15 protein-coding genes are annotated in these 11,646 nt (G+C 32.3%); 3 read left to right on the top strand and 12 right to left on the bottom strand.

All coding sequences use genetic code 11. The annotated features are described in order from the left end of the window. Positions 1–138: 138 nt before the first annotated feature. The gene (locus RTP52_RS13135) at positions 139–1,065 is read left to right on the top strand and encodes a DUF362 domain-containing protein (protein WP_312371908.1); all 927 of its coding nucleotides are present in this window, start codon (positions 139–141) and stop codon (positions 1,063–1,065) included. A gap of 224 nt (positions 1,066–1,289) precedes the next feature. Here the strand turns inward: RTP52_RS13135 and RTP52_RS13130 are convergent, their stop codons facing one another. The 3 genes from RTP52_RS13130 to RTP52_RS13120 form a co-directional block, all read right to left on the bottom strand. Next, positions 1,290–2,468, bottom strand: coding sequence for an Ig-like domain-containing protein (locus RTP52_RS13130; RefSeq protein ID WP_312371906.1), 1,179 nt, complete (start codon positions 2,466–2,468; stop codon positions 1,290–1,292). 262 nt (positions 2,469–2,730) lie between these two features. Then, a complete protein-coding gene (locus RTP52_RS13125) occupies positions 2,731–3,858 on the bottom strand; it encodes a transglutaminase domain-containing protein (RefSeq protein WP_312371905.1) in 1,128 nt (375 codons plus the stop codon). Between the two features lie 30 nt (positions 3,859–3,888). Beyond that, on the bottom strand, positions 3,889–5,436 hold the full coding sequence (locus RTP52_RS13120; RefSeq protein WP_312371903.1) for an Ig-like domain-containing protein: 1,548 nt from the start codon (positions 5,434–5,436) through the stop codon (positions 3,889–3,891). 95 nt (positions 5,437–5,531) lie between these two features. Here RTP52_RS13120 and RTP52_RS20560 point away from each other — a divergent pair, with 95 nt between their 5' ends. Further along, positions 5,532–5,666, top strand: a complete 135-nt coding sequence (locus RTP52_RS20560) for an IS3 family transposase (protein WP_369124611.1) — start codon at positions 5,532–5,534, stop codon at positions 5,664–5,666. Positions 5,667–5,720: 54 nt separating this feature from the next. On the opposite strand, the gene RTP52_RS13115 is transcribed toward RTP52_RS20560, so the two are convergent. Both RTP52_RS13115 and RTP52_RS13110 read right to left on the bottom strand, forming a co-directional pair. Further along, positions 5,721–7,622 (bottom strand): FAD-dependent oxidoreductase, encoded by a 1,902-nt coding sequence (locus RTP52_RS13115; protein WP_312371902.1) that lies wholly within the window; start codon positions 7,620–7,622, stop codon positions 5,721–5,723. Positions 7,623–7,743: 121 nt separating this feature from the next. After that, positions 7,744–8,565: a MerR family transcriptional regulator gene (locus tag RTP52_RS13110; protein ID WP_312371900.1), complete on the bottom strand. Its 822-nt coding sequence runs from the start codon at positions 8,563–8,565 to the stop codon at positions 7,744–7,746. Between the two features lie 494 nt (positions 8,566–9,059). Between RTP52_RS13110 and RTP52_RS13105 the strand changes: the two genes are divergently transcribed. After that, positions 9,060–9,344, top strand: coding sequence for a hypothetical protein (locus RTP52_RS13105; protein WP_312371897.1), 285 nt, complete (start codon positions 9,060–9,062; stop codon positions 9,342–9,344). 45 nt (positions 9,345–9,389) lie between these two features. Here RTP52_RS13105 and RTP52_RS13100 read toward each other — a convergent pair whose 3' ends face one another. The 7 genes from RTP52_RS13100 to RTP52_RS13070 are packed head-to-tail and all read right to left on the bottom strand — an operon-like array spanning position 9,390 to position 11,622. Beyond that, a complete protein-coding gene (locus tag RTP52_RS13100) occupies positions 9,390–10,067 on the bottom strand; it encodes a C40 family peptidase (RefSeq protein WP_312371895.1) in 678 nt (225 codons plus the stop codon). Continuing rightward, positions 10,060–10,374 carry an aminopeptidase gene (locus RTP52_RS13095; RefSeq protein WP_312371892.1) on the bottom strand — a complete coding sequence of 105 codons (315 nt, stop codon included), beginning with the start codon at positions 10,372–10,374 and terminating at the stop codon, positions 10,060–10,062. The genes RTP52_RS13100 and RTP52_RS13095 overlap by 8 nt, the downstream gene beginning before the upstream one ends. Then, entirely contained in the window at positions 10,364–10,588 is a 225-nt protein-coding gene (locus RTP52_RS13090) for a hypothetical protein (RefSeq protein ID WP_312371889.1), read from the bottom strand. Before RTP52_RS13090 ends, RTP52_RS13095 begins: the two co-directional genes overlap by 11 nt. Further along, positions 10,588–10,827, bottom strand: a complete 240-nt coding sequence (locus tag RTP52_RS13085) for a hypothetical protein (protein WP_312102719.1) — start codon at positions 10,825–10,827, stop codon at positions 10,588–10,590. The genes RTP52_RS13090 and RTP52_RS13085 overlap by 1 nt, the downstream gene beginning before the upstream one ends. Before the next feature lie 58 nt (positions 10,828–10,885). Continuing rightward, positions 10,886–11,011 (bottom strand): XkdX family protein, encoded by a 126-nt coding sequence (locus RTP52_RS13080; protein ID WP_312371887.1) that lies wholly within the window; start codon positions 11,009–11,011, stop codon positions 10,886–10,888. 3 nt (positions 11,012–11,014) lie between these two features. Next, positions 11,015–11,335 (bottom strand): hypothetical protein, encoded by a 321-nt coding sequence (locus RTP52_RS13075; protein ID WP_312371885.1) that lies wholly within the window; start codon positions 11,333–11,335, stop codon positions 11,015–11,017. A 17-nt stretch (positions 11,336–11,352) separates the two neighbouring features. Then, the gene (locus RTP52_RS13070) at positions 11,353–11,622 is read right to left on the bottom strand and encodes a hypothetical protein (RefSeq protein ID WP_312371883.1); all 270 of its coding nucleotides are present in this window, start codon (positions 11,620–11,622) and stop codon (positions 11,353–11,355) included. Positions 11,623–11,646 lie beyond the last annotated feature (24 nt).

Below are 11,646 nucleotides of genomic sequence, written 5' to 3'. Positions count from 1 at the left end.
ACATGCAAATATCCCCTCTCCTTCGTGGGGATATTTCTTTTTTTCAAAAGTAAATTCTTTTATTTTAAATCGAATGTCACCCCATTAATCTGCTAATACTTTATATAATTCAGTCATCTAATGAAAGGAGCTTTCTAAATGCGTGTTCGAAGAACAATAAAACCAATAGTCGCAATAACAAAAAATGAAAATGAGTCGCTTGCCATAGAAGAAGGACTTCAACTTATTCAGTTTTCTACCATGATATCACCTGAAGATGTGGTAGTGATAACACCTAACTGGGTCTCCCCAGCCAGTCCTTGCAGTGGCAGAGTTGTAGGACCTGAAAGTTTACGGACCATTATACGACTAGTAAAAAGTTGTAACCCTAAAAGAATTGTCGTTGCAACTGGTCCTGGTGATGAGGATGTAATTAGTCTGATGGAACAAGTAGGATTTGCAAGTATTATCAAGGAAGAAAAAGTAGAATTCATAAATCTAAACCAAGGTCCATTTATTAGTATTGATATCAATCATCCTTGTCCCTCAAGACTATGCTTAAATCAGCTTTATAATGAAATGACCTTCCTTATCTCCTTTACCCAGCTTAAAATTCATGAAGAAGCCACCATTTCTGCTGCGATTAAGAATATTACTATGGGTTGGCCTGCTGGGGACGAACAAGGTTATCCCAAAAAGGAGCTTGGAATTCATGATGATTTGCATGATTTTATCGCTGCTATGTTTGAGAAATTCACAATTGATGTTTCCATAGTAAGCGCAAGTCCTGCTATGATTGGTACTGGTCCACACAAAGGAACTGCCATTCATACTGGAATGGTTTTATGTGGTACGGATCCTGTAAGTACCGATGTAGTTGGTGCAAGGTTACTTGGCTTTAAACCACAAGCAATCCATTATCTCCATAAGATTATTAAAAAGGGACTTGGACGAAGTACCTTTGATACGAAAACAAAAAAAGGAATCCATTTTTCTGGAATTTTAATTGAAGATGCTGAAGAAGAGTTTAGCCGTTTAGCCTATAAAAAGCAGTTTGCGGTGGACTCTAATCAAGAGGACTCCTAAGTACTACTCTTGTGCTTACTCAAGATTGTTTAGATATTGAGAAAAAGTTGCTAAATTGATAGTTTTCCTATCCTATTAGCAACTCTTTTTCAACACCATTTAAGTTATTATTGACATCAAAACTCGAATCTTGCAAATCATTTCTGATTTCTTTGATACCAAATCAATGCAACATAAATAAAAAATACCCCTAGTATATTAAATACAACATTACATTGTTATTTTTAATAGGATCTTGCATTATAGACAACTTTATAATCATCGTACTCTGGTATACTTATTTTTTCAAAATTTAAAAATAATGATTTGGGATTTTCTAAAATGGAAGAACCAACATCTATATTAGTTTGATTCCAGAAATTATCGATAGCAACAATTTTTTTATCTTTATAATAAACTACATAAGCCTCTACGCATAGTCTATCATTTGAATTGTTATTTACATGTAAATTAAATAGTTCAATACTATCATCGATTCTCTTCATATCATTATAATATACATACGAGTAAGGTGTTTTTTCTACCGCTACATCAACACTATTTTTTTCAGTTAATTTTGATTTTAATCCATTGTAATTAAAAAATATACTTTCAATAATAATTTTATAACTCTTATAAGACTTATTTGTTTTTTCAAATGTCAAAACCTTGCTATCGTTTCCGAATAAATTAGTTTGAAATTTATTGCTAACTGATACAATTTTGTCATTTTCATCATAGAATGCTAACTTATATTCAAAATATAAGTCAATTCTGCTATTATTGGTTAAGATACAGGAAATTACATTTTCATACTCACCATATTCATAACCAAAATTATCAACGGCATCCATTATATTTTTTTTCGAAGGATCAACATGGACAATACAGCTAAATGAATAATTTTCAAAAGAAACATTAATTTTAGTATTACCAAAAGATTTACCTGTTACCACACCATTTTCATCGACTGTAGCTATATTTGTGTTAGCTGATTTCCATGTTATTTTAGAGTCCTTGTATTTTATTGGTAAATAGCAAATTTTTAAGCTGAATTCACCATCTAACCCCAGTATAATAGAATTACGTTCAAGTTGAGGTTTATGAACCGTAACTAAACACTTCAATTTTTTATTATTTATCTCTGCTGTAATTTCTGCAAAACCATTTTTAATTCCAGTTACCACCCCATCTGAACTAACTGTAACAATTGACTTATTATTTGTAGACCACTTAGCCTTTGATTTAGTGCCAGTTATTTTTAACTGGAATGTTTCTCCAATATCTAAATTAATGGTGTTTTTGTTTATTTTAATCGAAGAAGCTTGAGTATAAACCATAATAGGAGCAAATAATGATGCTAATACTAATAATATAAATACTAATAAAAAACATGCTCTCTTGTAATTTTTAACTATTTTCATTTTCCTCCATGTAAATATTTACCATAATTATACACATGATATTAGTTTATTACAAGATATTTAATCCTAATTTTATTTTTATTATTTCATTCGAAAATACATATATGTAATATCATGGGTAAAATACATTGCTTTTACTATACCCATTGCATTTATTTATAATTTCATATAATGGTTTAAACATTAAAATAAGCCCATAGACTATGGACTTATTTTAAAATTTAAATTGTTGTGGTCATATGGTGACTTGCTCTCTAGTAATCTAATACGTCAATTTTAGCTTTGATTTACTGTTATTTGATAATCTCGTTTTACTGAGAGTATAATCTTTATAGTTGCCTAATGCCCATCCATTGTGATCTTTCATTTCTTTTTGTGACACTAATAAATATTTCGTAGAATCTTTTTGACTATCATTCCAGGTGGTATCAACTGCATACCATTTTTTATTTATTTTAATAATGTTCCAAGCGTGGCCATCGTTAGTAAAATCGAAATCTTCCGCATATGCAGTAACAAGTACCGTTTCATAACCCATGGTTTTTAGAAAAATGTCAATTAATTCAGCATATCCATTACATACGGCTTCACCATATAGAAATGCATTTGCTCCGCTACCTGGGTTTTGATCAGGAAAGGATTTATAGGTTACATGATCACAGATATACTTATTGATTTTGCTAATTCTCTGATAGTCCGTCATGTTATCCATTTTCCATGATTTTATCAGTTTTTTTACTTCACTAAAGGTTTTCAGCATATTATCGTGATCACCTGTATAATGTTCAAAGCTACCTTTACCACGTAATTCTACTGTAACACATAATTCTTTCTTTTCTTCACTCCACATGTATCTGCTTTCTTCAGAGCTGTAAAACTCAGGATCCCACAAATATTCGTAATTATAATCCAGATAATATTGGTCGTTCCATTTGGTGTACATCTCCTTACTTAAATTAGTGATTGAGTAATAACCATCAGCAAATTTGATCTCATCCTCAGAGTAGATATTCTCTTCAATATAATCCTGCTCGTTGGGATCAAACTTATGGAAAACCTTATAGTGGAATAAGTCAATCAGATAAGGTATCTTCCAATTTGATTTGTCCATGTATTTCTTTGCATAGCTGCTGCTAGGAGTAAATGGCGATTCCTTATTTTCATCTAGCAATTTTTTTATTTTTAGTGAATCATTACCCTTAATAGTAAGTGTAATTTCATTATATCCTTTTCCAATTAGGGAATAAAATTGTTTCCAATATTCATCATAAGAATCTACTGTTATGCTTTTACTATTTACTTTAGAACCTGCTTCTGCTTTGGAAACTGGTACATTACAGACAGCAAATATAACTATAAGTAAACATATGATAATTTTTTTCATTTTCATTTTACCTACCTCAACTCTTCCTTTGTAATATTATGATTGTAATTTCGTTATCGTAGCTTTCGTTTCAGCAATTTTATACTTCATGAAATTAATCAAGTTTTTATTTGCAAAAGTGCTTTGTAAACTTGCAAATTCTGTTTCAATAGCAGCGATATCTGAAACTAAAGCAGAAATGTCTAATGAGTTAATAGGATCACCCTCTAACTTCGTCTGATAGAGTGTGTCTGCAGAATTTGCAATTTGTACTATTTTACTATTGAAAGCGGCTTCAATATTGAAAATTTCTTTGTACTTGGTAGCGGTAGAATCAGGATAAAACGGTAGCACAGGGATACATGGTTTATAGCTAATATTTTGATTTGCTATATCTTCCTTCTTCGTTACAAAACGAAATGCTTCATTATAAAAATCATAAAAATAATAGCTGTACACAGAGATTTTATTAAGATTATAACCTAGTATTACATTATGGTTTCTTTGACTATCAAAATTTGTAGGTCTTGGGTTAGTGCCATATTTTATCCAATCTTCTTTTTCCATGCAGGTAGTAATATGTACAAACTGATTTACTGCTTCATTCTCAGAGACAATGAATTCGTAAAAGGAGTAATCTTTATTACCTTCTTCACGAAGTTCTTTCATATCGCTGGCTAATTGCATAATATTAAAATAATAGTAGGCTCCGTCTAATTCGACTGCGTTGCTAAAAGTAAGATAGATTTCTTCTCCTTGATCTGTATGAAAGCTTCCGGCATCATGTACAAGTTCACATCTTATACCACAGACATTTAAGAGAAGTTCAAATAACAAGCCAATGCCCATTTCATTTGATTTTCCAGATAACAGTGGATCCAGATAATAGTAGCCTTTTTCATAGGTTCTTAAATTCGCTTTTGTAAATTTGCTTTTATAATTATCAATTACTTGAATGTTCTCAATAATCCACTCAGCAATTGCCATCATTTTTTCGTAATCGGACATATCCTTAGTTACTACAGTATCAATGATTTCTTTCGCTTTCCTTGCTGCTTGGACTTTCTTTTCGGAAACTTCTTCAAACATCTCAGTATCATATAGTAAATCATAGTTTTTATAATAATTGGTGGTTAACGCCATAAAAACATCTTCATGGGCGATATCAGCATCTAAAACCTTATCGTATAACTCTTTTTCCGTATAAATGCGAACCTTGCATTGTGCCTTTTTCTTTCCCCAGGTTGCAGTAATAATGCATTTACCCGGTGCTTTGGCTGTTAATATCCCTTTTTTACTAACGGTAGCAATCTTGGTATTACTGGATTTCCATTTGACATTACTTACATCTTCGTAGCACGGTGTATCGATATCATCCCCAAATAAATTTAGATAATAATACCCCATAGGCTTTAGCTCGACCTTGTCTCCAACTTTTGCTACTACTATTTTTTGTTCGATTTCTATTCCAACAAATTTAGTTGCTGCATTTACTGATTGAAGGGAAAGAGGGAATAGTCCCAGTAACAATGTGAGAGTGATTAGAAGACAGATTGGTTTGTGATGTTTTTTAACTTTTACTAAATGATTTAATTTAGCTAACATAATTTGCGCCTCTTATATTTTATTTGATTTATTAAGTGTTCACTTATCCATAATATACCAGACTACTTGTATTTTCAACCAATTTTTCTATTGTTATGATAATTCGTCAATATCGGGAGTGTTCTATATTTGACTATCATTACAATGTTGATAACATACGTGTTAAGAGAAATTTAAAAGGACTGAGTCCTGTTCAATACAAAACTCAGTCCCAAGATATCTCAATTTAAGGGGATTAGCCGTTAATAAATGAAGATTCTTTAATACTTATAAATCTATCGTATTTATTTATCGAATAAAATTTTTCCTATATACATACCATCTCCAAATGATGAAATACCTGACATACCTGCAGTCACTTCTCCACCTGCATATAACCCTTCGATAGGTTCATTCTTTTCGTTAAGTACACGATATTGATCGTCTCTTACTAATCCACCACCAGTAATATGTCTTGCTACAACTCTTGGTAATGCATAGTAAGGAGCTTCATCAATTGTACTGTTCTTAGAGAAAGAAATTCTTCCGAATTCTTCATCCTTAAAGTTCTTTGCAGACTCATTATACTTAGTAATAGTAGCCACAAATACTTCTGGATCAATACCTATTTGTTTCGCTAAATCTTCTAATGTATCAGCACGGAATAATTGTTTACTTTCAATCATCTCTTCTACATCATATCCATTAAAAGTATGTCCATCTTTAATTAAAGAATTTGTATTATCACTAATTAGGTAGTGCATCTTATCTGGTTGTTCTAAAACAGCAGCTGATAATGTATATCTATCCAGTGTCTCGTTAACAAATCTTTTTCCTTCTTTGTTTACGAATAATGCATCTCCATCATCTCCAACAATATTCTCTGTTGTACTTGTAAATGGATCCGCCATAGGGAATAGCATTATGTCATCCATAAGTGCAAGTTGAGCTCCAACTTTTTCAGCCATAACAATACCGTCACCAGTCATAGTTCCTACATTTGTTGTTGCAGTAACATCTTCTATACTTTCCCACATTGTATTATATTTCTTTACCATTTCCATATTTGCAGAGAATCCACCTGTAGCTATAACAACACCTTTATTTGCTCTAATACGGTATTCAGTACCCTTACTATCTTTTGCTACAACTCCAACAACCTTTCCATCTTCAACGATTAACTCTTTACCTGGAGTTTCAGTCATAATTTCTACTGGATAATTATTCTTTTCAATTGTTTTATTGAAAAGATCAAAGTATCCATGACCTTCATATCCTTCTAATGGAGAAGACCATCTTGGCCATGTATAACCAACTATACCTGTTAACGGCTTCCAAGTCATTCCCATTTCTGTTAACCAATTAGCTGTATCATCTAGTAATGTAGCAAATCCAAACATACTTTCAGGTGTAGAATAGGATTCTAATTGTAAGTAATCTAATGCAGCAAGATATGTAGAATCAAATACCTTTGTTGAGCCACTTGCTAAATATTCATCATATTGTTTCTTTAATTCTTTTTGCATATCAGCATGAACTTCATCAACTGGCTCTATAGCTAATATGTTCTCAATAACTTGTGTATATCCTTCAGTATTTTCTGGACGTAACTCATCTGGGGCACTTATATATTCAAAGTAACCACCACTTACAATGGCATTTCCTCCTATAGATGATGCTTTTTCTAATACTATAACTGACTCTGCTCCACTCTGTGCTGATGAAATTGCTGCACTCATTCCTGTAGCACCACCGCCAATGATAACTACGTCAGCTCTCTTTTCAACTACTTCGTTTGAAACATTTTTATCTACTTTCTTTGCCTTTAAAGCTTCAACATCACCATTTGCTTGCTTAACACAATCAGCAACAGCTTCAAGAATAGCATCACATGTAATTGTTGCACCTGAAATTGCATCGATATTTAATGATTGATATTCTACCACCTCACTAGGGATTCTTTCAATGGCACTATCTGTAAGTCCTTTTGTTTCTTTGTGTTCTGTTACTTTAACAGAATCAATTTTATCTTTACTGAACTTAACTTCTACTTTAACAGGACCATTCTTACCGTTTTTACTTACACCTGTATAAGTTCCAGCAGTATAACCAAGTCCTACATTATTTTCAGTTTTACTACATCCAACCATAGAAAATAATAAGCATGTACACATAATAATAGCTAATATCTTTTTTATCTTTTTCATTTTTCGACTCCTTTTCTTTTTCTTAAATATTATGTAAAGATTATGCCATTATTTTCATTATATTCCCCACACCTAGTTTGGGGTCAACATACTTCGTCATTTTTTTATCAATATCTAGATTTTATTTGAAAGGCATCCAAATATAATGATAATCAGCTATAATTTCTTCTGGTTCACTAGTTAATATAGTGGGTGCTATTAATATCGATAATATATCGCCATCTAATTCTAAATTATTTTCCTTTAAATAATTTAATCCTGGTTCCACTACGCTATAATAATCTTCAGTATCTTGTGTTACCCTAACAACTCCCCCAATGCATTTTCTAGTATTATAATATTTCACTCTCAGATTATCTAATCTAGGTACAAACTCTGCAAACTCTTCTTTAACACATAATCCAACTTTTGCTATTACATTGTTTGTTAAATTTTTGTACTCTATTATCGGGCAAAATTTAACGAATGGAAACTTATCACTCCAGGATCTTATTAACTTTCTATCCTCTTTACCCTTTAATATTTCGTTATTTTCTTCACATTTCAAATAGTACATTGCAGGTCTTTCGCAACAAGAGAATTTATTATATTTATTTAATACATCATCTATTAAAAGTGACATATCCTTAATACATTTTAAATGAGCTTCTTTCATTTTTATTTCATATAATATTTCCTTTTCTCTTTTTAAAAGTGTTTCCTTTATTTTACCAGGAATAGTTCCATTACATAACTTTGCTGCTTCTTTAATAGGTATATCTAGGTTACGATAGCTTCTTAATCCTATCGCCGGTCCAAGATTTTCAAAATAATAATATCGATATCCATTGCCATGCCACTTAAACGATTCGATTGCATTATACTTTTCATACAAGCGAACTCCCTGAGGAGAAATCCCAATTAAATCGCATATCTCACTCATCTTCATTTCAATTTCTTTCATGCTTTATCCTCCAGTTACTAAATTTTGTCGAATTATAACTCCTATCGTTACTCTAATTTTATATATTATATCACTATGTCAATTATATTTGTTTCACTAAATAATCTCATTATATAAAAAAATCACGACTACCTGTTAAACGGGTGGTCCTGATTATTTCAAGCATTAGCTAGCTTTTTAAAATGGGAAAGTTGAGTATTTTTTTATTATTTAGTCTCTATAAGCAACGTGTCCTTGCAGGCAACCTGATTTCGAGTCATTACTTTATATACCTACAATATGCTATTTTACTGTGTTTTTGTTTTGTTTGACTACATTTTGACTACACTTAGTTCAATATTGTTTCATTGATTTTCACAAACAAATTTATATATGAAATATTTCTTCTTAATTATATACTCTAACAGTATTGGAAAGCAACATGCTTTTTGTATTGATTAATATTGTCTCTAATGGTAATATTATACTATGTTATGGGAATTCGAGGAGGAAATATGAACAAGAAGACTTATCAGGAACTTTATGATGCACAACTTATAGATATTGAAGTTGTAAAAACTGATTCTAAGGATAGTATTGATCCAGAGAGAGTATGTGAAAAGATAGGGGCTGACAGTTGGACCGTCTATGAAGCCATTCCTGACATAAGTGAGTTAAACATATTTATTAAAGCAAGAGAAGTTAAGCACTTGAAAACAATAAAATCATGTGTAGTTTTTTTTACTGTTATAACATTACTGAATATTTTAATGACGATATTTCTTTTTTATAAACTTTAAGTTTATTACAACTACTAGCCCCTCAGAATAACGAGGGGCTATTTTTTACATTCCTATGGCGGATAGTATTTCTTTTACTTTCTTATCTGTTGCAGGTCCATAAATTCCATCTGGTGTAACTCCCATTAATTTCTGAAGCTTTTTAACATCATCTCCGCGCATATATGGAGTGGTTAGCTCAAGTTTCCGCTTAACATCTTCAGTATACGTAATCCATGGAAGCTTACCATGCTTACACCACTTATTCTGATAAGTAAGTTTAGTGATAGCTACTTTGTTTAATGATGGGGCACATTCAACACACTCGCCATTTCCAAGATAAAGACCAACGTGTCCACTGAACCAGATTAACTCCATAGGTTTGATATTTGTCATATCTGTGCTTACATCTTCACATAAATTTATAAACCCGTTTGCGTTAGTGTCTGGTACCGTATTAGATGCATACTTACCCATCTTGCCATCTTCCCAACCCCATAGAATAGCTTTAATTAGGTTAACACAATCAAAGCCATAATAACCATTGCCTACTAACTTTTTAAGTACTGTAATACGTGATGACGTGTACCAAGAAGGGAGTTGTTTAGACTTTTGGTCGATAATCGCATTTGTTACTAGCTGGCCAGTACCACCATAAAGGTAGCATGTCTTAAAATTGGTAGCAATATCTAGGACTTTTTCCTTTAGCTGCTGATCCGTCATTAACTTCTTGTAATTACTCAATTTTTTCGCCTCCCCTAATTTGTGTTATTGCCTGTAATACCTTGTCATATCCCACCATGCTGCATAACCAACTCAATAAAATCAGCGCGATTAAGTATACCGCCATCTGAATGTTGAGAGCTACTTGAACCAAAATGACATAAGCAAAACCAACGAATACCGATAACACTATTGATGTAATTCCGGCTAGCATGTTGGAATAGTACGTCTTTCCTCTTTCATCTAAAAGTTTCTTAATTCCTTCCACGAAAAGACTGGTTAACACGGATACCACGAGTAACAACATTAAAAATATTTCAAATTTCATCTTCCTTTACCTCCGTTTTTGTTTTAGATTTCTTAATACCGGCAAGTATCCATAATTCACCTGTTGTAAATGCGAACCATGCAGCAATTAAAGTAGTAGGCTCATTCCCTGTTACTTCAAACACACTTAGTGTCTTGTATGCAAATAATGCATTTAAGACTATAACGATAAAAACTATAAACTTAGAATACTTAGCCTTTTTCTTTTTCTTCATTAACACACCTTCTCTATATCTGCTATACGATGATTTACAACCTTTAATTGTTCATCATGTACAGCATCTTTCTCTTCTAATCTAAACACCCTTTCAACGACATTGTTATGTTTCTCAACTTTCTTTTCTAGTTGCTCTATTCTGTAATTCGTCAGCTTGTTTGCCGTCATAATACCAGCAACACTTCCAAAAGCAGTCCCAACCAATGAAAGTAACGCCACTATTAAAGCTTCATTCATATAGTCCTTTCTGCATACAAAAAGAGCGCCATAAGCGCCCGTATGTATGCTACCAATATTATTTTGTTACATCATCAATAATCTGTTGTTTCTGTTCCTCTGTGATCCAGCCTTTTTCTTCTGCCTTGATTAATACTTCAAGGTTTCTGGTGTTGATATAAATTCTTTTTAATGTTTCATACATAGTCTACACCCCCAATGTTTCCATAACTAAAGTGTCTACAGTTTCTTCAAGTGCACGGATTCGCTTCGTTGTCGTGTCTACATCTTTAAGATCAAATGTAGCTATGTCACCATCTAGCCTTGCAGATTTAACTTCTTTATCTCTGAAAAATGCAAGTGCTTCTCCTTCCTCGTTAACAATGCTATATTCCTCTAAATTGCTTGTTGTTAACTTATCATAGGTATCCTTGAAATCCTGTGATGTGGTAACATTAATAGCAAATGAGTTACTTGTAGCACCTATAATTTCTATTAAGGTACCGTCTTTTAGTTTAATTTGTTCCATTTTTTCTCCCTTCATGATTAGAATGTCCGAATTATAATTCCTTGTTCATCGATTTTCATAGTAGATGTTTTACCTCTCGCTGAAACAATTGATTCGTATATTGCATTTCCATCCAGTTTGACTTTTATTTCTGCGCTTCTATTTTTATCAAGACCACTTACAACTGCTTCTTTAATCGCACATGTCATACTAGACAGCGGTGTTTGTTGATTACCTGTGCTTTGATGTTGCAGAATGGTATCAACTTTTTTTTCTAACTCATTAAATCTCTTTTTTGAAATCCACATAATATCTCCCTTCTTAGTTCGCTA

Source organism: Lachnoclostridium sp. (assembly GCF_031997925.1).
Lineage (GTDB): Bacteria > Bacillota > Clostridia > Lachnospirales > Lachnospiraceae > Lachnoclostridium.
The sequence above is the reverse complement of the archived record's forward strand: the minus strand, read 5'-3'. Positions and strand labels throughout refer to the sequence as shown.